The 26,221-nt window shown below is 34.7% G+C and carries 24 protein-coding genes, 1 tRNA gene and 1 pseudogene; 16 read left to right on the forward strand and 10 right to left on the reverse strand.

Features of this window, described 5'->3' with window-relative positions:
* Nucleotides 1-13: 13 nt before the first annotated feature.
* Entirely contained in the window at nucleotides 14-589 is a 576-nt protein-coding gene (locus tag AC1W31_RS05340) for a 1-acyl-sn-glycerol-3-phosphate acyltransferase (protein ID WP_481733378.1), read from the reverse strand.
* Between the two features lie 87 nt (nucleotides 590-676).
* On the opposite strand from AC1W31_RS05340, the gene surE reads away from it, so the two are divergent.
* Nucleotides 677-1,444 (forward strand): 5'/3'-nucleotidase SurE, encoded by a 768-nt coding sequence (surE, locus tag AC1W31_RS05345; protein WP_481733379.1) that lies wholly within the window; start codon nucleotides 677-679, stop codon nucleotides 1,442-1,444.
* A gap of 126 nt (nucleotides 1,445-1,570) precedes the next feature.
* The gene (locus AC1W31_RS05350) at nucleotides 1,571-3,118 is read left to right on the forward strand and encodes a GH3 family acyl-acid amido synthetase (RefSeq protein WP_481733412.1); all 1,548 of its coding nucleotides are present in this window, start codon (nucleotides 1,571-1,573) and stop codon (nucleotides 3,116-3,118) included.
* On the opposite strand, the gene AC1W31_RS05355 is transcribed toward AC1W31_RS05350, so the two are convergent.
* Both AC1W31_RS05355 and AC1W31_RS05360 read right to left on the reverse strand, forming a co-directional pair.
* Entirely contained in the window at nucleotides 3,115-3,726 is a 612-nt protein-coding gene (locus AC1W31_RS05355; RefSeq protein WP_481733380.1) for a LysE family translocator, read from the reverse strand. The genes AC1W31_RS05350 and AC1W31_RS05355 overlap by 4 nt on opposite strands.
* A gap of 10 nt (nucleotides 3,727-3,736) precedes the next feature.
* Entirely contained in the window at nucleotides 3,737-4,285 is a 549-nt protein-coding gene (locus AC1W31_RS05360) for an NUDIX domain-containing protein (protein WP_481733381.1), read from the reverse strand.
* Nucleotides 4,286-4,472: 187 nt separating this feature from the next.
* On the opposite strand from AC1W31_RS05360, the gene AC1W31_RS05365 reads away from it, so the two are divergent.
* Together AC1W31_RS05365 and menD are read left to right on the forward strand one after the other, a co-directional pair.
* The gene (locus AC1W31_RS05365) at nucleotides 4,473-5,459 is read left to right on the forward strand and encodes a cation diffusion facilitator family transporter (protein ID WP_481733382.1); all 987 of its coding nucleotides are present in this window, start codon (nucleotides 4,473-4,475) and stop codon (nucleotides 5,457-5,459) included.
* A gap of 5 nt (nucleotides 5,460-5,464) precedes the next feature.
* Nucleotides 5,465-7,174: a 2-succinyl-5-enolpyruvyl-6-hydroxy-3-cyclohexene-1-carboxylic-acid synthase gene (gene menD, locus AC1W31_RS05370; RefSeq protein WP_481733383.1), complete on the forward strand. Its 1,710-nt coding sequence runs from the start codon at nucleotides 5,465-5,467 to the stop codon at nucleotides 7,172-7,174.
* A gap of 546 nt (nucleotides 7,175-7,720) precedes the next feature.
* Here the strand turns inward: menD and AC1W31_RS05375 are convergent.
* Both AC1W31_RS05375 and AC1W31_RS05380 read right to left on the reverse strand, forming a co-directional pair.
* On the reverse strand, nucleotides 7,721-8,287 hold the full coding sequence (locus AC1W31_RS05375; RefSeq protein WP_481733384.1) for a YceI family protein: 567 nt from the start codon (nucleotides 8,285-8,287) through the stop codon (nucleotides 7,721-7,723).
* Between the two features lie 46 nt (nucleotides 8,288-8,333).
* A complete protein-coding gene (locus tag AC1W31_RS05380; protein WP_481733385.1) occupies nucleotides 8,334-10,868 on the reverse strand; it encodes a TonB-dependent receptor in 2,535 nt (844 codons plus the stop codon).
* A gap of 300 nt (nucleotides 10,869-11,168) precedes the next feature.
* On the opposite strand from AC1W31_RS05380, the gene AC1W31_RS05385 reads away from it, so the two are divergent.
* From AC1W31_RS05385 to AC1W31_RS05395, 3 genes are all read left to right on the forward strand, one after another.
* Nucleotides 11,169-12,203 (forward strand): sensor histidine kinase, encoded by a 1,035-nt coding sequence (locus AC1W31_RS05385; RefSeq protein WP_481733386.1) that lies wholly within the window; start codon nucleotides 11,169-11,171, stop codon nucleotides 12,201-12,203.
* 15 nt (nucleotides 12,204-12,218) lie between these two features.
* The gene (locus tag AC1W31_RS05390) at nucleotides 12,219-12,959 is read left to right on the forward strand and encodes a LytR/AlgR family response regulator transcription factor (RefSeq protein WP_481733387.1); all 741 of its coding nucleotides are present in this window, start codon (nucleotides 12,219-12,221) and stop codon (nucleotides 12,957-12,959) included.
* 128 nt (nucleotides 12,960-13,087) lie between these two features.
* On the forward strand, nucleotides 13,088-13,705 hold the full coding sequence (locus tag AC1W31_RS05395) for a 3-keto-disaccharide hydrolase (protein WP_481733388.1): 618 nt from the start codon (nucleotides 13,088-13,090) through the stop codon (nucleotides 13,703-13,705).
* A gap of 73 nt (nucleotides 13,706-13,778) precedes the next feature.
* Here the strand turns inward: AC1W31_RS05395 and AC1W31_RS05400 are convergent.
* The 3 genes and pseudogenes from AC1W31_RS05400 to AC1W31_RS05410 all read right to left on the reverse strand — a co-directional run.
* Nucleotides 13,779-14,420: pseudogene (locus AC1W31_RS05400) on the reverse strand (DUF2461 domain-containing protein); the annotation flags it as partial.
* A 61-nt stretch (nucleotides 14,421-14,481) separates the two neighbouring features.
* On the reverse strand, nucleotides 14,482-14,949 hold the full coding sequence (locus tag AC1W31_RS05405) for a DUF1905 domain-containing protein (protein ID WP_481733389.1): 468 nt from the start codon (nucleotides 14,947-14,949) through the stop codon (nucleotides 14,482-14,484).
* Nucleotides 14,950-15,239: 290 nt separating this feature from the next.
* Nucleotides 15,240-16,127 (reverse strand): tetratricopeptide repeat protein, encoded by an 888-nt coding sequence (locus tag AC1W31_RS05410; RefSeq protein WP_481733390.1) that lies wholly within the window; start codon nucleotides 16,125-16,127, stop codon nucleotides 15,240-15,242.
* Between the two features lie 35 nt (nucleotides 16,128-16,162).
* Here AC1W31_RS05410 and AC1W31_RS05415 point away from each other — a divergent pair, with 35 nt between their 5' ends.
* From AC1W31_RS05415 to AC1W31_RS05425, 3 genes are all read left to right on the forward strand, one after another.
* The gene (locus AC1W31_RS05415) at nucleotides 16,163-16,480 is read left to right on the forward strand and encodes an Mpo1-like protein (protein ID WP_481733391.1); all 318 of its coding nucleotides are present in this window, start codon (nucleotides 16,163-16,165) and stop codon (nucleotides 16,478-16,480) included.
* A gap of 111 nt (nucleotides 16,481-16,591) precedes the next feature.
* On the forward strand, nucleotides 16,592-17,035 hold the full coding sequence (locus tag AC1W31_RS05420; RefSeq protein ID WP_481733392.1) for a peptidylprolyl isomerase: 444 nt from the start codon (nucleotides 16,592-16,594) through the stop codon (nucleotides 17,033-17,035).
* 79 nt (nucleotides 17,036-17,114) lie between these two features.
* Nucleotides 17,115-17,348 carry a hypothetical protein gene (locus AC1W31_RS05425; protein ID WP_481733393.1) on the forward strand — a complete coding sequence of 78 codons (234 nt, stop codon included), beginning with the start codon at nucleotides 17,115-17,117 and terminating at the stop codon, nucleotides 17,346-17,348.
* Nucleotides 17,349-17,391: 43 nt separating this feature from the next.
* Here AC1W31_RS05425 and AC1W31_RS05430 read toward each other — a convergent pair whose 3' ends face one another.
* Nucleotides 17,392-18,204: an SDR family oxidoreductase gene (locus AC1W31_RS05430; protein ID WP_481733394.1), complete on the reverse strand. Its 813-nt coding sequence runs from the start codon at nucleotides 18,202-18,204 to the stop codon at nucleotides 17,392-17,394.
* Nucleotides 18,205-18,382: 178 nt separating this feature from the next.
* Between AC1W31_RS05430 and rlmD the strand changes: the two genes are divergently transcribed.
* Nucleotides 18,383-19,807, forward strand: a complete 1,425-nt coding sequence (gene rlmD, locus AC1W31_RS05435) for a 23S rRNA (uracil(1939)-C(5))-methyltransferase RlmD (RefSeq protein ID WP_481733395.1) — start codon at nucleotides 18,383-18,385, stop codon at nucleotides 19,805-19,807.
* Nucleotides 19,808-19,942: 135 nt separating this feature from the next.
* Here rlmD and AC1W31_RS05440 read toward each other — a convergent pair.
* Nucleotides 19,943-20,016 (reverse strand) — tRNA-Met (locus AC1W31_RS05440).
* A 337-nt stretch (nucleotides 20,017-20,353) separates the two neighbouring features.
* Between AC1W31_RS05440 and AC1W31_RS05445 the strand changes: the two genes are divergently transcribed.
* The 5 genes from AC1W31_RS05445 to AC1W31_RS05465 all read left to right on the forward strand — a co-directional run bounded on the left by AC1W31_RS05445 (nucleotide 20,354) and on the right by AC1W31_RS05465 (nucleotide 26,210).
* Nucleotides 20,354-20,746 (forward strand): START-like domain-containing protein, encoded by a 393-nt coding sequence (locus AC1W31_RS05445; protein WP_481733396.1) that lies wholly within the window; start codon nucleotides 20,354-20,356, stop codon nucleotides 20,744-20,746.
* Between the two features lie 108 nt (nucleotides 20,747-20,854).
* On the forward strand, nucleotides 20,855-22,360 hold the full coding sequence (locus AC1W31_RS05450) for an LptF/LptG family permease (protein ID WP_481733397.1): 1,506 nt from the start codon (nucleotides 20,855-20,857) through the stop codon (nucleotides 22,358-22,360).
* Between the two features lie 56 nt (nucleotides 22,361-22,416).
* On the forward strand, nucleotides 22,417-22,692 hold the full coding sequence (gene rpsO / locus AC1W31_RS05455; RefSeq protein WP_481733398.1) for a 30S ribosomal protein S15: 276 nt from the start codon (nucleotides 22,417-22,419) through the stop codon (nucleotides 22,690-22,692).
* A gap of 210 nt (nucleotides 22,693-22,902) precedes the next feature.
* Complete coding sequence (gene pnp, locus AC1W31_RS05460; RefSeq protein WP_481733399.1) at nucleotides 22,903-25,032, forward strand: polyribonucleotide nucleotidyltransferase; 2,130 nt, start codon at nucleotides 22,903-22,905, stop codon at nucleotides 25,030-25,032.
* 314 nt (nucleotides 25,033-25,346) lie between these two features.
* On the forward strand, nucleotides 25,347-26,210 hold the full coding sequence (locus tag AC1W31_RS05465) for a sigma-70 family RNA polymerase sigma factor (RefSeq protein ID WP_109744482.1): 864 nt from the start codon (nucleotides 25,347-25,349) through the stop codon (nucleotides 26,208-26,210).
* Nucleotides 26,211-26,221: the final 11 nt, after the last annotated feature.

A 26,221-nucleotide genomic window follows, 5' to 3' on the forward strand; every position in this document is an offset into this window, starting at 1 on the left:
AATTTAAAATGGTTTAATCAAATTTAACATCTTTTAATGAATACAGTTTTGGGTATTTTGGCGTGATGCCAACGTATTTTTTCTGTATCTTGATTAAATCTTTTTCGTAATCGCCAGTAGGCATGAATACATCCAAGAAACCAACTTCTTTCTTGCCAAAATCAAGAAAACCTAAAATAATGGGTACACCAGCGGTATTGGCAATGTGATAAAAACCAGACTTCCATTCCTTAGAATATGAGCGAGTTCCTTCGGCAGGAATGATGAGTTGAATTTGCTCGGATGAATCATTAATTAATTTGGCCATTTCATTCACCAAATTATTTTTTTGTTCCCGTCTAACTGGAATTCCGCCCAATTTTCTAACTAAAATTCCCAACGGAAATTTGAATAATGAGTCTTTTCCAAGATATTTAATCGGAATTTCGAGCGTATAAAAAACGGCCATTGTATAAACATAATCCCAATTGGAGGTGTGTGGTGCAGCAATCATGACTGCTTTTTGATACGAATTAACGCCGTTGGGCGTGGTGTCAATAATTTTGTAACCCGCAACTTTAAGGATAAGTTTACCGATGAATTTTAACATAAATGCTTGTGTGAATTGGTCTCAAAAGTAAATCTACCTATATTTGATTTCGGTTTCAAGCGAAACCATTAATTTATAATTTTAAGAATGCAAAAACCTTTAATTTTAATTGCAAACGATGATTCTATTGCCGCAAAAGGCATTAGAGTATTGGCAGAAGTGATGTCGGAAATCGGTGAAGTGGTCGTGGTTGCCCCCGATACACACCAATCAGGAATGGGACACGCCATCACGCTCGACCGCCCATTACGGGTAACCCAAGTAAAAAACTATCTTCCAAATGTTGAAGCCTATAAGTGCAGCGGAACCCCTGCTGACTGTGTGAAATTTGGGAAACATTTTTTATTAAAAGGTAGAAAAATTGATTTGGTCGTTTCAGGCGTGAATCATGGCTCAAACTCCTCTATTTCAATTCTTTACAGTGGCACAATGTCGGCAGCGATTGAGGCCGCTATCGAAGGCATTCCTGCCATTGGCTTCTCGTTAAGTGATTTTTCAAACGATGCTGACTTTTCTCATACCAAAGAATATATCAAAATAATATCGTTGAAAGTACTTGAAAACGGCTTACCTCACGGCTTGGCTTTAAATGTTAATTTTCCAAAAATTTCGGAAGAACCAATCAAAGGCATAAAAATCTGCCGTCAAACGGATGCAGTTTTTAAAGAAACTTTCGAAGAACGAAAAGATCCTTATGGCCGACCTTATTATTGGATGGACGGTTTCCTTAAAAATGAAGATGAAGGGGGTGGAACGGATGAAGATGCGTTGAAAGGAAATTATGTTTCAATCGTTCCCGCAAAATTTGACTTAACTGATTATCAAGCAGTTAAAACCTTAGAATCTTGGTTTTAGTATAGCATTGAGTTTTGAGCTATGCGCATTGACCAACATTAATTTCAAATTTAATGCTGATTTCTAAAAACTCATAGCTCACATCTGATTGCTCATAGCTCACATTTCAAAACAAAAAACATGGCAATTGCAATTGTAGGAAATATTTTAAAAAGGGGAATCAGACTTTCAGGATTTATGAAACGTCCCAAGACAAATTTGGAGAGACTTCAACGTAAGACGCTCGTCAAATTGCTGAATAAAGGACGATTTACGCAATTTGGAGAAAAATTTGGCTTTGAGGATATCATGAATGCTGCTTTGTTTTCCAATGACAAAGAATTTTATACCAAATACAAAAAACAAGTTCCTGTTTACGATTACAATAAAATGTATAATGAATGGTGGCACAAGACTTTAGAAGGTGAAAAAAATGTTTCTTGGGTGGGGTCAATTAAATATTTTGCGTTAAGTTCGGGTACTTCTGAGGCAGCTTCAAAACATATTCCTGTGACGAAAGATATGGTTAAAGCCATTCATAGGACTTCAATTCGTCAGATTTTAGCCCTTTCTGAATATAAAAATCTCCCTCCAACTTTATTTGAAAAGGGTTATTTGATGTTAGGTGGTAGCACAAAATTGCAAGACATGGGTGATTATTTTGAGGGAGATTTGAGTGGGATAACCGCAGGAAAAATTCCATTTTGGTTTGAAAGATTCTATAAACCTGGTAAAAAAATTGCCGAAACTAAAGATTGGGGGGAAAAATTGGATAAAATTACCAAAGAAGCCAAAGATTGGGATATTGGATTTATTGTAGGCGTGCCAGCATGGATTCAAATTTTAATGGAAAAAATTATCAAGGAATATAACGTTAAAAATATCCACGAAATTTGGCCGAATCTTGAAATATTTTGTCACGGAGGAGTTAGTTTTGAACCTTATAAACAAGGGTTTGAAAAACTCTTAGGTCGCCCGATTACTTACATAGAAACTTATTTAGCATCGGAAGGGTTTATGGCTTTTCAAACTGCTCCAAATACGGATATGGAATTGGTTTTGAACAATGGTATTTTCTTTGAATTTATTCCATTTACCGATGAGAATTTTGATGATGATGGCGTGATGGTTGAAAAACCCCAGACTTTAATGATTGATGAAATCGAAGAAGGGGTTGAATACGCACTATTGATTTCAACGGTTTCGGGTGCCTGGCGTTATTTGATTGGCGATACCATTAAATTTACCAATAAAAAGAAAGCTCAAATTATCATTACGGGTAGAACCAAGCATTTTTTGAGCCTTTGTGGCGAACATCTTTCGGTGGATAATATGAATAAAGCGATTGAGTTGGCTTGTAAAAAATTCAATATCGATATTCGAGAATTTACGGTGGTTGGTCAAAAATTTGGGGATGTATTTGGGCATCATTGGTACATTGGTACGGACGATAAAATAGCAACTCATATGCTGATGAGAGACATTGATGAAACACTCTGTGAGATTAACGATGATTATCCAGTAGAGCGTAAACATTTACTTAAAGAATTGAAAATTAGCATTTTACCGACCAAAACCTTTTATCAGTTTATGGAATCAAAAGGGAAAACTGGGGGGCAAAATAAATTCCCAAGGGTTTTGAAAAATGCAAAACTGATTAAAGAATGGGAAGATTATTTGTTGCAAAAATCTTAACTAACAAACTGTTTATAAAGTATCAAAAGTCCTGAAATGATAAAAATCACGCCCGCAACTTGATTGATTCTTTTCAGGACTTTTCCCGTTAAAATTCTTTTCATTTTATTGGCATAAAAAGCAATTAATGATTCGGCGGTCATGGTGGCGATTAAACTGAACAAAAAGAAAATAATACGTTCATTTAAAGTCATTCCTTTGGCTACTAAATAAGCAGACGTAGCAAAAACGGCTAAATAATTGGAAGGGTTTAGAAGATTTAGGAAAATTCCAGAGGTAAAATAATAGAGAAATGAACTCAATTTTGAAGAAGGATAGATGATTTGAGCTTTTTGTTTGAAAATGCTGATAAAGCCTAAAATAAATAAAATACTTGCTCCAATCACCGAAATTACATCATCAAAATACTTTAATTGCGGCAAATAACTGGTGCCAAATATAGCACAAAACATTAGAATAGAATCGGCAACTGTTACCCCAAGGGCAATTAGAATTCCTCTTTTGTAGCCAGTGTCAATACTGGTCTGGATTAGTCTGAAAAAAACAGGCCCAAACGTAAAGCAAAGAAAAAATCCGTATAAAAATCCAAATAGAATAGCTTGAAACATTATGGTAGGTTTAAATATTTTTTAATCTGGCAACTTTCAAAATTGCGGCAATTGATAAAGAATCTGTAATTTCTGAATCCATTACCATTCTTATCGCTTCGATTAAACTTACTTTTTTTACTTGTAGAATTTCAGTATCATCTGGTTCTGAATCACCCAAAGTTAAATCCTCAGCTAAAAACATATAGCCAACTTCATCAGTTACAGAATTAGAAGTATGTAATATTCCTAAACTTGTCCATTTTGAAGCCGATAAACCAGTTTCCTCTTTTAATTCACGTTTGGCCGCTTCTAAGCTGTTGCCGTTCAAATTACCGCCGCCCATCGGAATTTCCCATGAATATTTATTTAAAGTATAGCGATATTGACCCACAAGCCAAATATTTCCAAAATCATCTAATGGAACAATTGCGGCGGCCAATAGTTTAAAATGGGCTACTCCGTAAATGCCCGATTCGCCATTTGGTTTGATAACTTCTTCGTGTCTAATGTTTATCCAAGGATTATCATAAACTTCACGAGACGATATTTTTTGCCAAGGATTCTCAAATTTATTCATTTTGTAAAGGTATAACACAAGGTATGAATTATAAAATATGAATTTCGTAACTTTGAAGAAATAAGGTTTTAGTCTCCATTGCAAAATTATTTTCCTACTCATGCGAACTTTATACGTCAATTTCATGACTTAATAAAATTGTACTTTCCACCTTATATCAATCATTTAGCATATTACAACTTTTGTCATGTTCCCAAAAAAATATAGTTTAATTTTAACTTCGTTTGTGGTCAGTTTAGTATTGATGATCGCAAAATTTATTGCTTATTACCTCACTTATTCGAGTGCCATTTTGACGGATGCCTTAGAGTCAATTATCAATGTTGTTGCGAGTGCTTTTGCCTTTTACGCTATTTATTTAGCCTCCCAACCACGGGATATGAATCATCCGTATGGACACGGGAAAATTGAGTTTTTTTCGGCAGGATTAGAAGGTGTTTTGATTGTATTAGCAAGTGTTTTTATTGTATTTCACGCTACGCAAGAACTCTTAAGCCCTCACCCAATTTTAGATTTGAAAGTCGGTTTAACCATCATTAGTTTAGGGACAATTATTAATTATGGTTTGGGTTATATGCTTGAAAAACAGGGAATTATTAAAATGTCCCCAACCTTAATTGCCGATGGACAACATTTGAAATTAGATGCCATAAGCGGTTTGATTTTGGTTTCGGCGGTGGTAATTGTATATATTACTGATATCTATTGGATTGATGGTTTTGCGTCTATACTGTTTGCCGTATTTATGGCTTGGAATGGTGTGAAAATTATCCGAAAATCCATTGGTGGTTTGATGGATGAAACCAACGAGGAGGTTTTGGAAAAAGTGGTAGATATTCTCAAAACGAATCAAAAAACTGAATGGATTGATATTCATAATATGAGAATACAAGAATATGGCTCGGACATCCATATTGACTGTCATTTGACTTTGCCCAAGTATTGGACGCTTGAAAAAGTACACGAGACGGTACACGAATTTGAAGATATTTTAGGCCTTGAATTTCCTTCACACGTTGAGATTTTTATTCATGCCGACCCGTGTATGCCTGAATGCTGTCATTATTGTAAAGTTCCCAATTGTCCCATTCGTCAATCGCCACGAACCACTACGATTGATTGGAACAAAGTTAATCTGACCTTAAACCAAAAACATTTTGCTGAAAATATTTAATCATTATGCTCCTTCAACCCATCCTTAATCTTGTTAATATTCTTGCCAAAAAAGGCGTAAATAATGCCATCATCTCCCCTGGTTCAAGAAATGCCCCATTGACAATTGCTTTAGTTCGACATCCAGAAATTATTGCAAAATCTGTCTCAGATGAGCGATCGGCCGCTTTTATAGCTTTGGGAATGGCTCAAAATTTGAAAGCTCCCGTTGCGATTTGTTGCACTTCGGGTTCGGCGGCTTATAATTATGCCCCGGCGGTGGCCGAAGCTTTTTTTCAAGAAGTACCTTTGATAATCCTGACCGCAGACCGCCCTAAAGAGTGGATTCATCAACACGATGGGCAAACGATTTACCAAACGGATATTTTTGGCAAACACGTCAAACAGAGTTTTGAAATAGGGGCGGGTTATGAACATCCTGATGCGATTTGGTATATTGAGAGAATGGTAAATGAGGCTATCAATTTGGCAAACTCATATCCAAAAGGCCCAGTACATATTAATATTCCTTTAAGAGAACCGTTTTATCCAGATGAAAATGAGAATGTTAGTTTTTCTTCAAATCCAAGGATTATTGAAGTTCTTGAAACCGAGAGAACTTTAGAAAAGACGCAATGGCACAAATTATTGAATAAATTTCAAGATTATGATAATATTCTAATCGCTGGAGGTCAAAATGAAAAGGATGATAAATTGACGCATATTTTGCAAAAACTCCAAGATGAATTTCGAGTAGTTTGCGTTGGTGACACCATTTCTAATTTGGGTTTTCAGGCAATTTCAAAACATGATATTTTCTTGAAACCTGAAAATGAACAATTTCGTCCAGAATTATTAATAACTTTTGGTAAGTCGTTCATTTCTAAAGGGCTAAAAACATTTTTAAGAAAAAACAAAGCACTCGAACATTGGCAGTTGCAAATAGACGAACATTTAATTGATACCTTTCAATCGTTGACGAAAATTATTCCGATGAAACCCATTGATTTTTTTACCAAACTTTATGAAGATTTAGATTTTGAAAAATTCCGAGCAGGAGGGGAGGAACGAGACGAAAATTATAAAAATGAATGGATAAATCAGGAAAGGAAAGCTACTATTTATCTGGAGAAGTTTTTTAATCAAAATATTCACCAAGAGAAATTTAATGAATTTGCTGTTATCAAAATACTAATGGATTCAATTCCAGCGGGTTCTCAATTGCATTTGGCAAATTCCATGTCGGTGCGTTATGCTAATTATATTGGTATAGATTTTAATCAAAATATTGAAGTTTTTGCCAATCGTGGTACTAGTGGAATTGATGGATGCGTGAGTACGGCCGTTGGGCAAGCATTGACTACCGATAAATTAGTATTTCTTCTGGTCGGAGATGTCGCTTTCTTTTATGACAGAAATGGTCTTTGGAATCGTTATCTGCCTGATAATTTGAGGATTATCTTATTAAATAATCACGGTGGTGGAATTTTTAGAATTATTGATGGACCTAATAAACAAGCAGAGTTAGCTGATTATTTTGAAACCGTTCAACCAATGAATGCTAAAAATACAGCCAATGATGCAGGTTTAACCTATTTCTTCTCTAAAAATCAGGAAGAATTTGCGGAAAGTTTGTTAGAATTTGTTTCAAAAAGTGCTAAGCCTCAATTATTAGAAATTGAAACGGATAGCGTTCAAAATGCTATTATTTTTAAAGATTTTAAAGCTGGATTTTAATCACAAAATAATTAAGAAATTGCACCAAAACTAAAAGTTAGGGGTGTATATAATTGAGACTTTTGCAAGTATATTGTCCTCTACTTTTGTGGTTTTAATATAATTATCGGGCTGAATAAGCAATTATAATCATATAGTGTAAAGCCAAATCAAAAATGTATCAATCATGTATGATTGAACTAAATGGAGTTAAGTTGTTGTTTTTCAAGGGTTTGATTCTTTGAGTAAACGTTATTTTTATATTTTTTAATTTAAATAGTACACATCCATCACAATATTAAATAATATCTGTATCAAAAATTATTAGCTTTGATGATATGACTTTTGTGAAATATAATGTTTGCTCACAAAATATTATTTGGTTAGTTTTTGGGCAAAAAATATTTTAATTTTTTTGTCAGCGTTAATTTTCCAATAATATTTTAGTTCAATAAATCTTCTAAAAGTCCTACAAATTAGCCTTTTCATTTTAAAAATAAGTAGACAAAAAAACGGTTAAAAAATTCTTTGAATTTTTTAACCGTTTTAGCAAAATATATTTAGTAATTATTCTTTCCCAAACTCTCCCACCGCTCTAATTTCGATGTCTTCGCTAACAACTGCCGAAGGCATTCCACCCACGCCAAAATCAGTTCTTTTTACAGTTCCAGTTAATTTAAATCCTGCAATTGGTTTTTGAGTTCTTGCATTTTTGCCAATACCATTCAAAACTAAATCAAGAACCACTGGCTTTGTAACTCCTTTCATGGTCAAATTTCCATTTAATTTAAATTTCTTCGCATCTACTTTCGTGATAGAAGTGCTTTTGAAACTAATAGTTGGAAACTTCTCGACATTAAACATGTCCTCTTTTTGTAAGTGACCATTACGCATATCATTTCCAGTTTCGACGCTGTTTATATCAGCACTAAATTCAAAAACTGCATCTGAAAAATCTTCCTTTTCTGACATAATGCTGGCATCAAATTTTTTGAAATTACCATCAACTTCCGATAACATCAAGTGCGTAACCGTGAATCCTACCTTTGAATGCGCTTTATCAGCATTCCATTTTTGAGCAAATGTTGATAAAGAGATACTTAAAATGCTGATTAAAATTGCGATTTTTTTCATTGTTTTATTGATTTGATTATGATTAAATTGATTATACAGCGTTTTATTAATTATTCGATTCACCACCTTTCACATCATCATTTTTAACCGATTTTGATTTCTTCTCGACAAATTTCATGTTACCTATTTTATAACTAAACGTTAATTTTAGATTTTGATTGTAAATGTTATTCACACTTACTTGACTAAATACTGGAGATTCCAACGTCGAAGTCATTTTCATTCCGCCAAAGAAATTTTCGGCCGCTAAACCAATACTTCCTTTTTTATTGGTAAAATCTTTTTTCACACCAATTGAATACATGGCGGTATTGGTTTGGATTCCTTGTAATTGAACTTGATTTCCTCTGAATCCACCAAATGCTTGAAGTCCCCAACCTTTATTGAATGAATATTGAGTCATCAATCTTCCATTTACAACAATTCCCGCATTATTAACCGTTGAAAATGTACCTGCTGCATTTTGAGTTTGTCCATCCAGATAGGTATAAAAAATATCAACTCCACCGTTTAATGACCATTTTGGCGTAATAAATGTATTTCCAAAAATATTTGTCCCAAAAGTTTGCTGCTTTCCAATGTTTTGGTATGTCGTCACAATTGCACCTGCTAAAGTATCAGAAGGCGAACTCAAACGGATAATTGAGTTATTGGTTACACGACCAAACAATGATAAATTTAAGTAAGTTCTGTTAATATTTGTACTCAAACTTAGTTCAACATTATTGGTAATTTCTGGCTTTAAACTTGGGTTTCCGTAAGAAATATTCTGAGCGTTCGCCAAGTTAAAATTAGGATTAAGTTGTTGTAAACCAGGACGTTGTATTCTGTTATTGTACGCAAACTTTATCGTTGAATTTCCAAAAGTCTTAGAAACATTAACACTTGGTACTAAATTTCCGTAATCTGGAATCGAAATATCACTTTTTTGGTCATTTGCCGTAATCGTAGTGTGTTCGTAACGAGTACCAACTTTGAATGTATATTTATTTTTGGTTGAATAAGTATAAGATACGTATCCTGCCGAAATATTTTGTCGATAATTCAATAAACCCGCCGGATTTCTGGCATCAGTACTAAATTGTCCCGTGCTACCCGCAAAAAGATATTGATAATCACTATCTACTTGTCGGTTGATGGTTTTTAAACCAACTTCAAACATTTGATTTTGTTTGATTGGTGTTTGATAATCGGTCTGAATGGTGACTTCTTGGTTGGCATTTCCGTTAATATTTTTCTGACGACTCAATAATTCATTGGAAGTATTTAAGATATCGGCATCAAAATTATTGGTCAAAACGTTTTTACTGAATTGCGTTGAAATCGACCATTCTTGTTGCGGTTTAAAAGTACGAATATAATCAATATTTACATCAACTGAATTTGAATTGTCTTTACTATCAACATTTCTTAATCCACTACTGTTTAAAGCTGAATTGACGAATGATTTTGTTACAAAGTCTTGGGTTCTATCAAAATTTCGAGTTCCGAAGGCTAACGAAGCAGTAATAGATTGTTTTTTAGAAATTTCGTAATCAAAACCTAAATTGTATCTGCCAAATAAACCATTATCATAAGCATCTGCACTTTGTTGGGTCAATAATGATACGCCATTTTTAACGGTTGTTTGGTCTAAAGTTGTATTTGCTTTGTTATAAAAAGCTCTTCCAAATCCCCCTAAAGTCATGCCAAATTTACCACTTCTATAACTTCCGTTCAAACCCAAATTTGAAGCTCTAAGGCCAACGCCCGAATCCAAATTCAAAGTTAATCCTTCAATCGTAGATTTTTTTGTAATGATGTTGATAATACCAGCCGAGCCTTCTGCATCATATTTTGCTGATGGAGAAGTGATCACTTCCACCGTTTTAATCAAATCGGCAGGAATCATTTTCAAGGCATCGGCAATACTACTTGCCACAATTGTAGAAGGTTTGTTATTGATAAGCACCTTAATATTTGTGGTTCCTCTTAGAGAAACGTTTCCATCTAAATCCACCGACAACATGGGGACTTTCTTCAATACATCCGAGGCATCTCCACCTTTGGCGAGCATATCTTTTTCAGCGTTATAGACCAATCTGTCCACTTTTTCTTCAATCATTGCCTTCTCCGCCGTAACAGTAACGCCGTCCAACATTTTGTTCAAGGTTGCCATTTTCAAGACACCTAAGTCCACATCTTTTCCTTTTTCGATGGTAATATTTTCAATCGTTTTCGATTCAAAACCAATAAACGAAATCAACAATTTATAGTTACCGGCGGCAATTTTTGTCAGCGAAAATTTCCCTTTTTCATCTGCTATCGTGCCGTCAACGGGTTTCTTGGTATCGGTATTTATCAAAGCAATATTAGCGTATTCGACCGCAACTGTTGCCGCTGAATCAATGATGTAGCCTACAATTTTTGAATTTCCTTTTGGAGCATTTCCTTCCAAGTTTGGTGTATTCTGTTGTGGGGCATTATTTTTATTTCTACCGTTACCATCGCCTCCACCTCCACCCATTGGCGGTCCAAATTGTGCGAATACTATATTACTCATAAGGAGTAAAAATAAGGTAAATTTGATAATTTTTTTCATGATTTCTGTTTGTTTGAATTGTGCTTTCTTGTTTAGAGAAACAATTTCTGTGACAAAACAACTATATAAAAATTAAGGGAAAAACCATAATAGATAAGTAGGATAAACTACTCGACAGGTCGCTGCTACTAACCATAAATGGCAATTGTCGGATTTTGTGGTCAAAGTATCGAAGTTTATTGCCCGTTTATCTAATATTTTGTTTTTTAAGGACTTATCGTTTTTATAAATACTTATTTACCATATTTTTTATTGAAATTTGAATTGAAAACACCCATCTTAAAACTTAAAATTGAGAATATGCAATCTTTCATTCAAAAAAATAGAATACTATTAATTCACCTTTCTTTCTGGTGTTTATATTTTTCCTTCTTTTATTATCAAATCTCGTTCACTCGTCACGGTGAAGAAGTTAATTATTCGAGGGCGTTTTTTGATGCCTCAACGCATATTTTAATGATGGCAGCAATGAGCTATCTGAATTATTTTTACCTACTTCCCCGATTTCTTATCCATAAAAATATATTAAAATACTTGTTTGAATTTACGATTCCCTTTATCGTAATTGTCACGCTCCATATTTACTTGAAACGATATATTTATGTCGATTTGAGCGAATCAAGGATGTTTTTGTATTCTTCTAAGTTCGTTTTACAACACGTAACCATTACCCTTTTTATTGCTATATTTGTTGGAATGTTAAAATTTGCCGAAGATTGGTTAGCCTTGGAAGCCAAAAGGAAAGAACTGGAAAATGAGAAATTAACGGCCGAATTGACATTTTTGAAAGCCCAGATAAATCCGCATTTTTTGTTCAATACGCTCAATAATCTCTACTATTTGGCCTTTACCAATTCGCCGAATACGACGGAAGTAATTGCAAAATTATCGCAAATGATGCGTTATATGATTTACGATTCTAATCATGACAAGGTGCAATTGAGTAAGGAAATTGAATACATCGAAAATTATATCAGTTTAGAAAAATTGAGACTTAATAGTGAAATTCCCATTAATTTTGAAGTGGAAGGAAACGTGAATCAAGCGAAGATTGTCCCTTTAATTTTGATTACCTTTTTAGAAAATGCCTTCAAACATGGCGTAAGCAATAATTCAACGGATGCTTATATTACTCTAAAATTATTGGTGCAAAATAATGAGTTGGTATTCACGGTAGAAAACAGTAAATTGGCTTCTAAAAATCACGAAAAATCAGGCATTGGCTTACAAAATGTAAAAAGAAGATTAGCATTAAGTTATGCCAATAAATATCAATTGGAGGTATCTGACGAAGAAAATGATTATAAAATTCGTTTGACATTGAATATTTCGTAAATAAAATTCATGAAAATGACTCATACCTGCATCATCGTTGAAGATGAACCTTTGGCTCGTAGTTTGTTGGAAAATTACATCCAAAAAGTACCCTACTTGCAATTGGTTCAATCATTTTCTGACCCATTAAAAGCCTTAGAATTTCTCCGTGAAAATACGGTTGATATTTTGTTTTCTGACATACAAATGCCTGAAATTACGGGGATTACTTTATTGAAAATTCTGCAGAAAAAACCGCTGATTATCTTAACAACGGCTTATTCTGAGTACGCCATTGAAGGATATGAGTTAGATGTATTAGATTATCTTTTAAAACCCATCACATTTGAACGGTTTTTGAAATCGGTCGAAAAGGCTTCGTTGCGTTTAAATGCAAAACAGGGCGTTTCAACTGAAAAAAATATGCATGAAATCGTTGCCGTAAATCCGGTTGCGGAAGCTGTTCAACCGTATATTTTTGTAAAAGATGGTACAAAATTAGTCAAGATAAAACTGAACGAAATTATGTACATCGAAGGTTTAAAAGATTACGTGGCTATTTATACGCCTCACCAAAAAGTAGTCTCTTTGCAAACCATTAAGTCCTTAGAATCTACCTTGCCCGAAAAACAATTTATCCGAATTCATAATTCTTTTATTGTGGCTTTGGAATGGATCGAAGCAATTCAACGGGAAAAAGTACAGATTGGAAAAGTGTTTTTACCCATCAGCGATACCTACCGAAAAGCCTTCAAAGATTTTATTGATCGTAATTAAGGATTCATTTGAATCAAGATTTCCTGCCCTTCTTTGTCAGGGAATCCGTTTTAAAGGCCCATTCAAATCCTAATTATTGCGTTATATTTGTTAAAAATATAATTCATTCATAAACAAACCTTAAATCCATGAAAAAAGCCAATCTTATTTTATTTTGCCTTTCAATTTTACTATTCTCCAACACTTTTGCTCAATCTTCAAAAAATGGCAAATGGACTAATTTATTCAATAAAAAAGATTTAACTGGTTGGAAAATCTACGGTACCGAAAAATGGTACGTGGACAAAGGCGAACTTATCTGCGAGAGTGGGCCTGATAAAGAATACGGCTATTTAGGGACTGACCAAAAATTTAAAAATTTTGAATTGAGTTTGGAGTTCAAACAGGAAGCGGATGGAAATAGCGGCGTATTTTTTCATTCTTCGATTGAAGGAACAAAAATTACGGGTTGGCAGTCGGAAGTTGCTCCTCCAGGACATTGGACGGGCGGAATATATGAATCTTACGGCCGAGGTTGGATTATTAAACCGACGGACGACAAAGACAAAGCCTTAAAAATGGGCGAATGGAATGAAATGCGTATAAAAGTGCTGGAAAATAACGTAACGACGTATCTCAATGGACAAGAAATGATTACGCTGACCGATGATAAAATTGGTTCGGTTGATGGAATAATTGCCTTGCAGATTCACAGTGGCGGAGGCATAAAAGTAAAATGGCGTAAAATTAAGGTTCGAGAAATTTGATTTATAACTACTCGCAAAAGGTCGTTGATTTATTTTCAACGGCCTTTTTTTGTTAGTTCGTTTCGATGGATAATCAAACTTCAATGTATTTGCCTTTCAATTCAGTTGATGTCAGTGTCTTCACTGACAAATGGATTCCGATTGTCATTAAAGACACTGACAACAACGAGTTTATTATGGTTTTTACAGCGTTTTTGCTTGTCATAACTTTGTCACTGATTATTTCTTTGGTACAAAAACCTTTCATTTTGAGTAATTCAACAACTGACTCACTTTGGTCATAAAAATCAATAAACTTTTTAGAATTATTTTGTCCCTGTAAGCCGCTTGGAAATATTTCTTTAAAATGCTTACTTGAAACTATTTTATTAATTTCTTCGAAAGAGTAATCTATTTCTTGTCTTATTTTTTTTAAATATTTGGGGGTTGTCTGCCAAATGCCACCACCAACCATACAATTGTCTGGTTCAAGATGAACAAAATATCCTGCTGTATTTCCGTGAGGGGCATTTTTGTTAAAGACGATTAACACATAGTTTTTATATGGTGACTTATCTTTTGAAAATCGCAAGTCCCTATTTACTCTTGTCAAACATTTTTTAGGAACTAAATTGGCATTCGATGTTGAAAGGTCGATTTCTGCTAATTCTAACAATAATTTTTCTTTAAACTGAATCATATCTTCCTTGTAGGCTTGATACATTACTTTGTTTTGTTCAAACCACTCTCATGAATTATTATTTTTGAGTTCAGTTAAAAATTTTAAAAATGTTTGTTTAATCATTCTGCTTACATAGTTTATCAATATGTTTTATTATTAGCTTAATCTGTTTTTCTTCGTTTTTTTTGGAAATTATACTGTCTAAAATTTCACTCTTTTCTACTTCATTCAGCTTTTCAAAGGCTTTTAAAACATTCGATTCATTAAAGGTTTCTAAAATCTGACTTTCAGTTATTCTTTCTTTGTTTGATAATAAATAAAGTGTAACTATAACAAAGTCGCCACCTTTTTTATTGATTGTTTTTCGTATTTCACCATTTATCGAAAGCATTTTGTCTTCGCCCTTAATTGGGGCAAGGTTTCTTGATTCAATTTTAAAGTTATCAATGAAACCAGAAACTTTAATATCGCCCCATTTCCCTTCTATATTTTTTGAATTTGGGATACGCAAATGGTATGTCCAAGCACCTTTGCCTGATTGGTACTTTAATTCAAGTTTTTCATCTTTTATGATGTACTCCATTTATGGTAGGGTTGTCTTTTAGCCTTGCCGCTAACGCCGCTAACTCTGTAATATGCGCTTCCTTGGCGAGTATCACGCTCGACAACTGGCGAAAGCAATACAACTGTCTGATCATCAATTAAATATATATATATATTAAAATTCGGGTTTTTGCTTTCGCAAGTTGGCTGGTGAGGACACCAAACCACGGGATAATGTTGTTCTACGGACCAAGAAGATAATATACGAAAGTTTTGTCGTACTTTTTATACTGTTAAAAATTACAGTTTTTGAATGAAAAAACGCTTTCCTCACTCCAACCCCTTCGCCATATCAAAATTTTCCTTCGCCTTTAAATTATCCCCTTTTTTCTGATAATAAAGTCCTAAGTTTTGATAAGCCAATCCATTTTTATCATTCAATCGGATAGACCGTTCAATTAATTCTTTAGCTTCCTCAAATTTACCTAAATTTAGTAAAATCAAGCCTTTATTATTCAAATAGAACGGTTGGGCGGGTTCTTGACCTAAAGCTAAATTTACGTACTTGAAGGCTTCGTCGTATTTCTTTTCGGTGTTTAAAATAAAAGCTAAATTATTCAGCGCAAAATCTTGTTTTGGGTTCAACGAAATCGCCTTTTGAAAGTTGTTTTTTGCCAAAATATAGTCCTTATTTTCAAAATAAAGATACCCTTGATTTGTATAAGCCTCGGCATTTTTTGGGTTTAATAAAATGGCTCTTTCATAATCGGCGGTAGCACCCGCAGTATTTCCCAACTGAACTTTCGCATCCGCCCGACTCACATAATAAAACGATGAATCTTTGAAGGGAATCGCCAATTTGTCGTAATCCAACATCGCATTTTGAAAATCGCCTTTCAAAAAAAGTGCCTCTGCACGATTGTAATAGGCTTCCCAATACTTTTTGTCAATTTCAATGGCTTTGTCAAAATCCTTTAAAGCACCATCTATTTTTTCAATTTTTTGGTACGCCAAACCACGATTATTGTAAGAATCCGCAAATTTTGGATTCTGTTTCAACGATTCATCAAACCAATGAATAGCATCCAAATATTCTTTTTCTTTCAGTTTTTGATTGCCTCTTTTAAAAAATTTAATCGATTCTTCGGTTTTATCGGTTCCACAAGAAAATAGGAGGGAAGCGATGCTAAAAATGAGGAAATATTTTATTATTTTCACGTATAATTAAAGTTTAATCTTTAAATAATCCCAAAATGGAAACTATTAAAACCAGCGATTTTCAATCTTTAAAGGAATTTTATCCTTACTATTTAACCGAACACGCCAACTCGACTTCAAAATTACTGCATTTTATCGGAACGAGCCTATTTTTCGTCATCCTGATTTACGCACTTTATACGGCACAGTATCAGCTAATGTGGTTTATGCCCGTAGTTGGATACTTTTTTGCGTGGGTTGGGCATTTCTTTTTCGAGAAAAACAAGCCCGCTACTTTCAAATATCCATTTTACAGTCTCGTCAGTGATTTTATCATGTATTTTGATATTTTGCGGGGTAAGGTTAAAATTTGAACTATGACTTAAACCCTTTTGTTCCTAATTTTGTAGAAAATGATTAATAAACAGAGTTCGACGTTGGGTTAATTCACTCATAGCTCAGAACTCATAGCTCAAAACTGAAAAATGATTAAAGCTGAAATGCTGACCGATAGAGGTCTAATGGTAATTGAATTTTATGAGCAAGATGCTCCAATTCACGTAAAAAATTTTACTGATTTAGCTAAAAAGGGCTTTTATGATGGATTAACTTTTCACAGAGTAATTCCAAATTTCGTGATTCAAGGTGGCGACCCAGATGGAACTGGTGGTGGAGGTCCTGGCTATTCAATTCCATGCGAATTAACTGGCAATAACCAATACCACGACCGTGGCGTATTATCAATGGCTCACCGTGGACCAAATACAGGCGGTTCTCAGTTTTTTGTATGTCACAGTCGTGCGAATACTGCTCATTTAGACCGCAAGCATACTTGTTTCGGAAAAGTGGTGGAAGGTTTAGACGTAATCGATAAAATTCGTGAAGGCGATCAAATTCAAAAAATTACAGTTATTGAAGAAGAAGCGTAAATGTTATCAGGTTTTAGGCATTAGGGGTTAGGTTTTAGAACCACAAACTTCTAATCCAAAACCCCTAAAGCCTATAAAAATGTATTTCATCGGAGAACTCGCTGGCTCAAGCCCTGATTTGAAAATATCCTTGTATAAATGGAACGCCAAGTATTTTGTAAAATTTGAAACGCCCGATTTAGAACAAGTCTATAAAATTGCTGAAATGGATGCTTCTGAAGTAACTATCCGTGAAATGATTGATGAATATTTTATTCAAAAAGTCATCAAACGATTTCAAGAAATGTATGCGGATATTGGGGAATTATTTTAAATTTTAAGGACGATTTTCTGCAAAAGGAAATTGTCCTTATTGCTTATTGGCTGGCCAAAGGTGAATCTTTTTCTCTCGCCAAAGCATTAAAAGTTAATTTATCTGCCAATTTTGGAAATAGTTTATTAATTAAAATAACCGCTTTTCCCTGCAAGGTCAAAACCATATCTCTATCACGATTTTTTACTGCCTTTAAAATTCTATCGGCCACTTCTTCTGAAGACATCATATTTCCTTCATCTCTCATAGATTCCCCTTTTGAATTTCCGTCTGAACCCAAAGAAGCCACCCGAATATTGGAAGCAGTAAAGCCCGGGCAAGCCGTCAAAACGTGCACGCCAGTATGCAATAATTCCGTGCGTAAAGCTTCTAAAAAGCCATTTACGGCAAATTTTGAGGCAGAATATCCTGAACGAACGGGCAATCCTCTATACCCAGCAATGGACGAAACCCCAACAATTGAACCTTTCGTTGCTTTGATGTACGGAAGGGCATATTTCGTAGCGTAAACCGTTCCGTAGAAATTAATATCCATCACCGTTTTAATGACATTCAAATCGCAATCCGCAAACATCGAACGCATCGATATGCCCGCATTATTAATCAGAATGTCAATTTTACCGTATTTTTCAACGGTTTTTTCAATCATTTTAATATTATCTGCTTCAATGCTGACATCCGAAACGAAGGCGAAATTTTCAATTCCTTTTTGGGTTAACTCCTGACTTACTTCGAGCAAAGGAGCTGCTTTTCTTCCTGTAATGACAATTTTGGCGCCTTCCAGTCCAAAAGAAAATGCCAAAGCTTTTCCAATTCCTGATGATGCGCCCGTGATGATGACTACTTTATCTTTCATTTATGTGATTTATATTTCCACAAAATTCCTTCATTTTCTTAAAACTCACATCTTTTTATCAATATAAATTTTCATAGTCCGTACTTTTGTGTTCCTTATCACAATTAATCAATAAAATTATTAGTATCAATGTTCACATAAGTTTTTCTATGTAACCTATGATAACTATGTGGTTGCAATGAAAAAGAAAAAAGAAAATACCATTTACGAGAATGTTTTAGTAGAAGATTTTGCCTCTGATGCAAAATGTATTAGTCGAATTGATGATAAAGTTATCTTCATTGAAGGCCCTGTTGCGCCAGGTGATACAGTCGATTTACGAGTGATGAAATCCAAGAAAAGTTTCATGGAAGCAGTCGCTTTTAATATTCGGCCAGAATCAAAATTTCGTACCGAAATTACCTGTCAACATTTCGGAACTTGCGGCGGTTGTAAATGGCAACACATTGATTATCAAGTACAATTGGATTTTAAGACCCGCCAAGTTACGGATGCTTTACAACGAATTGCGAAAGTTGATTTACCAGAAATAAAACCAATTTTCCCATCCGCTGATATGTTTTATTATCGGAATAAATTGGAATATACATTTTCTCAAAATCGTTGGTTAACGAAAGAGCAGATGGATTCGGGTGAAGAATTTTCAAGAAATGCCCTCGGTTTTCACATTCCAAGACGTTTTGATAAAATTTTGGATATTGAAAAATGTTATTTGCAACCCGATCCTTCAAATGCCATTCGTTTAGAATTACGGGCATTTACCCAAAAGCATAACATTGATTATTACGAGCAGATCAAACAGCAAAAAGGGGCATTGCGTAACTTAATTATCAGAACTGCCAATACGGGCGATTTAATGGTTATTGTTCAGTTTGCTTATTGTCAACCAGAAGATATTGATTTGGTGATGAACCATTTGGCTTTGACATTTCCAGAAATCACTTCGTTAAATTATATTATCAATACAAAAGGAAATGATACATTCTTTGATTTAGAAGTAGTAAACGTAAAAGGGCTTCCTTACATTGAAGAAGAAATGGAAGGGTTGGGCGGCAATCCGCTACGGTTTAGAGTAGGACCAAAATCTTTCTTCCAAACTAACTCAAAACAAGCTTTTGAATTGTATAAAATTACTCGGGAATACGCTGATTTGTTGGGCGATGAGATGGTATATGACCTTTATACAGGGACAGGAACCATTGCCAATTTTGTAGCTCGACAAGCAAAAAAAGTAATTGGTTTAGAATATGTAGAAATGGCGGTTGAAGATGCAAAAGTTAACTCACTAATTAATAATATCACTAATACGGAATTTTATGCGGGTGATATGCGTAAATTATTGAGTTACGATTTTGTAAGTCAACACGGACGACCAGATACGGTAATTACCGATCCTCCACGTGCGGGGATGGACGAGCCAGTTATCAGAGTTTTGTTGGAGGCAGCACCTAAGCGAATTGTTTATGTAAGTTGTAATCCAGCTACTCAAGCCCGAGATTTAGCGATTTTGGATGAAAAATATGCTGTTACAGCGGTTCAACCGGTAGATATGTTTCCGCAGACACACCATGTGGAAAATGTAGTTAGATTGGATTTGAGATAGCTGTAAACCTTAAGCAATGAGCTTTGGGTTTAAAAAAAGGGAAATAACCTTATTTTTAAACTCAATGCTCATCTTCTTATTGCTCATGGCTATAAAAAAAGCCCTTACCGAAAAATTCAGTAAGGGCTCTAATAGTTGCGGGAAGCAGGATCGAACTGCCGACCTTAGGGTTATGAATCCTACGCTCTAACCATCTGAGCTATCCCGCAGTATTAATGTGGTGCAAAATTAAGGATTTTAATATTTTTAGACAAATCAAATGGGGTTTATTTTGAAAGAATTTCGCTATTGCTTGATTTTCAGGCGTTTAAAGAGGCCTTTTTGTTAAAATGTAAAATTCTATGAAATAAAATATTTCAAGGGTTAAGTGATTGATTATCAGTATATAATGAATTTATTTTAGCGTTTAGATTGTAAATTATAAAAAAATGCTTGCGAATTTCTTGAACATTTATACCTTTGCCAATATAGAGTACAAGTATTTTATTGCTAATAGTATTAAAATACATTTTTAAGCGTTTTGAAATTGCTAAATCTTGTAAAAAAATGAGTAAACATAAATTTATCGCAGAATATGAGTTAAGAGCCTCTCCAAAAGTGCTATTTCCCTATATCAGTTCAGCTTCTGGTATGCAACAGTGGTTTGCCGAAAAGGTTGTATTAAAAGATAGTACAACATTCGACTTCTTATGGGATGGTGAAAGTCATGTGGCAAAACTGTCTCAATTAAGGTTAAATAAATCCGCAAAATTTGATTTTGTTCCGCCTAATTCGGAAGAAAAAGACCATAATTATCTTGAATTTAAAATGGATGTCAGCGATTTAACTGGCTCAACCTATTTGAAAATAGTTGATTATTCAATGACTACTGATGAAGATGAGTTGACCGAATTATGGGGAGATTTAATTTATAAGCTAAAAGAAATAGTTGGCAGTTAAGAAATTTTAACAATCTATTGAAATCAAATTCATGTATTTTTACGTTCTCAAATGAACGCACGATGCTCGTGTTTCTTTCCGAATCACGAGCATTTTATATTTCGACCAATGATAAAAAAAATTGATAAATTAATCCTAAAATCATTCTGGCAACCATTTTTTATGACTTTAGCCGTGGTGATTTTTATCTTTTTGATGAGATTAATCATAGCCTATTTTGCCGACCTTTTTGGCAAAGATTTGGGCATAGATATTTATCTTAAATTATTCTTTTATTTTAGTCTAATTACGATTCCAATTGCCCTTCCTTTAGCGATGCTCCTTTCAACCTTGATGACTTACGGAAACTTAGGCGAATATTTTGAACTTACTGCCATCAAAAGTGCTGGTATTTCGATCACAAGGGCCATGTTACCGATGTTTGTGGTCACCGTTTTTATAAGTGTATTTGCCTTTTGGTTTAATAATGTTGCTTTACCTTGGGCTAATCTGAAAGGATATAGTCTTTTGTACGACATAAAAACCACGAAAACTACCTTGAATATCAAGGAGGGTATTTTTTATACCGATTTGCCGGGATATAGCATTAAAGTGGCTAAAAAATATCCTGACAATAAGACTTTAAAAAGCATTGTTATTTTTGACCATACTAAAAATAATGGTGATACTCACGTAACCATGGCCGATTCTGCTCAGATGTATTCGATTATGAACAAGCAGTATTTGATTTTTGAGCTTTTTAATGGAAATGATTACACCGAGGATGCCGATAAAACCGGAACCGCAGATGCTACGGATTTATCTACTCATTCTTTCACAAAAAGTAAAGTAATTATGAGTTTGGCGGCTTTCGATATGCACAAGACAGAGGAAGACCAATTTAAACATCACCAAATGATGCGTGGTATTTCTGAACTATCCTACGATTCGGATTCGCTGAAAAAGAGTTACCAATCCTTACGTAAAAGTTTTTTGACGAATGCAAGTTCTTATTACGGTTACGAAATGAAGCATATTCCTAAAAATTCAGTGGTTGGAAATCAGTTGATTAAACTTAAAGTTAATCCGAAATTAGATGATTTTGTTAAGAAGAGATTAAAACAGTTAACTTTCCCAACTCAAAATGTAGATTATGCGTTGGGGCAGGCCAACAATATATATACTTATAATGAAACGAATCAGAACTCATTACTTTCAAAAGAAGAGGATTCTCATAGAACTGACTTAGAGTGGCATCATAAATTTACGAATGCCATTGCCGTATTTGTCATGTTTTTAATTGGCGCACCATTGGGTGGAATTATTAAAAAAGGAGGATTTGGATTGCCAGTGGTTATTGCGATTATATTCTTTATTATGATGTATGTAATGACCCAACAAGGCGATAAGGCAGCCAAAGAGAGTCGATTGGCGGTGCAGGTAGGTGCTTGGGTTTCAAATATTATTTTATTTCTTTTCGGATTATACTTCCTGAAAAAAGCCCAAAACGATTCCCGACTCTTTGAAGCCGATGTTTACGCTGTTTATTTTAACAGAATGAAAGAAAAGCTGTCTAAAACAGCTTTTGGTGAATGGATTTCAAATAAAATGAAGTTGAAACTTGTTAATACGTAGGAAAAACGGTAATTTTGCATGTTTTCATAATTATTAACAATTTAAACTGGTTGAAGATGTACTTAACTTCGGATGTAAAACAGGAGATTTTTGAATCTCGTGGACATGGAAAGTCAAAAATCGATACTGGTTCTGCTGAGTCGCAAATAGCTTTGTTTACTTTCAGAATCAATCATTTGACTGAGCACTTAAAGAAAAACAAAAAAGATCACTCGACACGTTTCGGTCTTTTGAAATTGGTAGGAAAGCGTAGAGCTTTGTTAGATTATTTAATCAAAACAGAAATCTCTCGTTACCGTACTATTATTGTCGAACTCGGCATCAGAAAATAGTATTTTTGGTAGGCAATTGTTTCAATTGCCTACTTTTTATTTCCTCTCTTTGGATGCTCGTTAATTTATGTTCTTGTCAAATTCTACTTCTAAACGAAACATGATAATTAATGATTGACAAGAAAGAAATTAGCGATTCAAATCCAACAAATGCCTTTAACACCCTGTTTTTTACTCAGAAGTTAGATTAAAGGTAAAATCAAAAAAAATATGTCGTTTAACGTAATAACGAAAAAAATAACAATGCCCGATGGTAAAGAAATATCCATCGAAACGGGCAAACTTGCAAAACAGGCGGATGGTTCTGTCGTTGTAAGAAGCGGAAACATGATGTTGTTGGCTACGGTTGTTTCAAGCCAAACAGCAAAGGAAGGCGTTGATTTCCTTCCATTATCAGTTGATTATCAAGAGAAATTTGCTTCGGCAGGAAAAATTCCTGGTGGATTTTTACGTCGTGAAGCAAGACTCTCAGATTACGAAATTTTAGTGAGTCGTTTGGTTGATAGAGCTTTACGCCCTACTTTTCCATCCGATTATCACGCCGATACGCAAGTTGCTATCACGATGATTTCATCGGATGAAACTGTTTCACCAGATGCCTTTGCAGGATTAGCAGCCGCAGCTTGTATAGCAGTTTCAGATATTCCTTTCAATGGACCAATTTCTGAGGTTCGTGTTGCAAAAATCAACGGTGAATTTATTGTAAATCCAACTATCGCTCAAATTGCAAATGCTGAGATGGAATTATTGGTGGCGGCAAATGCCAACGATATTTTGATGGTGGAAGGTGAAATGATGGAATGCTCAGAAGAGGATATGCTAACAGCACTGAGACTTGCACACGATGCCATCAAAGTTCATTGTGCTGCTTTGGTTGAATTGACAATTGAAGTTGGTAAGACTGAAAAGCGTGTCTATAACCACGAAATACACGATGAAGAATTAAAGAAATTACTTTGGGCTGGTTATTATGACAAATTTTACGCAGTTGCTAAATTAGCAAATCCAAGTAAAAGCGGTCGTAGAGAATCATTTAAAGCGGTTGAAGCAGAATATTTCGATGCTTTACCAGAAGATTCAGTTGTAAATAAATCTTTAGCGAAAGTTTATTTCCACGATATTGAGAAAGAAGCAGTTCGTCAAATGGTGATTACTGAACGTTTCCGTTTGGATGGTCGTAAATTGGATGAAATTCGCCAAATCACATGTGAAGTAGATTATTTGCCTTCTCCACACGGTTCAGCCGTATTCACTCGTGGTGAAACACAATCTTTGACGACTGTAACTTTAGGTACGAAAATGGACGAGCAAATGATTGATTCAGCCATGGTTTCTGGATACAATCGTTTCATGTTGCATTATAACTTCCCTGGATTTTCAACGGGTGAAGTAAAACCAAACAGAGGACCTGGTCGTCGTGAAGTTGGACATGGTAACTTGGCGATGCGTGCTTTGAAAAAAGTATTACCTTCTGATGCTAACAATCCTTATACAATCCGTATCGTTTCTGATATTCTTGAATCAAATGGTTCGTCTTCAATGGCAACTGTATGTGCGGGAACATTGGCGTTGATGGATGCAGGAATTAAAATCTCAGCACCCGTTTCTGGAATTGCAATGGGATTGATTTCTGACCCTAAAACGGGTAAATATGCCGTTCTTTCAGATATTTTAGGTGATGAAGATCATTTAGGAGATATGGATTTCAAAGTTACAGGAACTGAAAAAGGAATTACGGCTTGTCAAATGGACATTAAAGTAGATGGCCTTTCTTACGATGTTTTGGTTGAAGCGTTAAATCAAGCAAAACAAGGACGTTTACATATCTTGGGTAAAATGAAGGAAGCTATTTCTTCACCAAGAGCCGACTTGAAACCACAAACTCCACGGGCTGTTGTCATTAAGATTATGAAAGAGCAAATCGGAGCGGTAATCGGGCCAGGTGGAAAAGTTGTTCAAGATATTCAAAAACAATCAGGTGCAACCGTTACAATTGAAGAAAAACCAGATGGTGGCTATGTGTCAATTTTCTCTGCCAATAAAGAGTCAATGGACAAAGCAGTATCAATGGTTAAAGGTATCGTGATGATTCCAGAAGAGGGCGAAATCTACGATGGCGTTGTTAAATCAATCATGCCATTTGGAGCTTTTGTTGAATTTTTACCAGGCAAAGACGGTCTTTTACACATCTCTGAAATCAAGTGGGAACGATTAGAAACGGTTGAAGGTGTTCTTCAAATCGGCGAGCAAGTGAAAGTGAAATTGATTGAGGTAGATAAGAAAACTGGAAAATTCCGTTTGTCGAGAAAGGCCCTTTTACCCAAGCCGGAAGTCAAATAGAACAAATCTGAGAGAAATTACGTTAATCTTTTATAAAAGAATTATTTTCATTCCAAACGATTATAAGATGTGCTTTTTGTACTTATATAGTCGTTTGGTTTTGTACTTATTTTACGTCTAATCTTCTCCTTTTCAAAGTAATCAGTAAAATTTAGAACACGTTGTCAGTCAATTCAAAAAATAGTCTAATCTTAGGATGTAGAATTAATTTAACGAATGAACAGAAACTGAATACTGCAAACTAAAAACTGTTTACTTCTATCACAATCACATTTAATTTTAAAAAAGCGGTTTGTTAACCATTTAAAAAAAATATGAGACAGCTAAAAATTAGTAAACAGATTACTAACCGAGAAAGTCAATCACTTGATAAGTATCTACAAGAAATCGGCAAGGTGGATTTATTGACACCAGAGGAGGAAGTTATTTTAGCTCAAAAAATCCGTGACGGGGACCAATTATCATTAGAAAGACTTACAAAAGCGAACCTTCGTTTTGTGGTATCTGTTGCAAAACAGTATCAGAATCAAGGCCTTAGCCTCGGTGACCTTATCAATGAAGGAAATTTAGGACTTATCAAAGCGGCACAACGTTTTGATGAAACTCGTGGTTTTAAATTTATTTCTTACGCCGTTTGGTGGATTCGTCAGTCAATTTTACAAGCTTTAGCTGAACAATCTCGTATCGTACGTTTGCCTTTGAATCGTGTAGGTTCTTTGAACAAAATCTCGAAAACGTTTTCGGAATTAGAACAAAAATTTGAACGTGAACCAACGCCAGAAGAATTAGCTGAGGTTTTGGAAATTTCTACGGGTGAAGTTGTTGATACGTTGAAAATCTCTGGTCGCCATGTCTCAATGGATGCACCGTTTGTTCAAGGAGAAGAAAATTCATTGTTGGACGTTTTAGAAAATGACGGAGAAGATAAGCCAGATTCAGGTTTGATTAACGACTCACTTCGTCGTGAAGTTCAGAGAGCATTATCAACTTTAACGCAGCGTGAAGCCGATGTTGTAACTTTATATTTCGGACTGAACGGAGAACATGCCATGACTTTAGAAGAAATTGGCGAGAAATTTAATCTTACTCGTGAACGTGTACGTCAGATTAAAGAAAAAGCAATTCGTCGTTTACGTCATACCTCAAGAAGTAAGGCATTGAAGACTTATTTAGGATAGATTTTTTTGGT

The organism is Arcicella sp. (assembly GCF_964672035.1).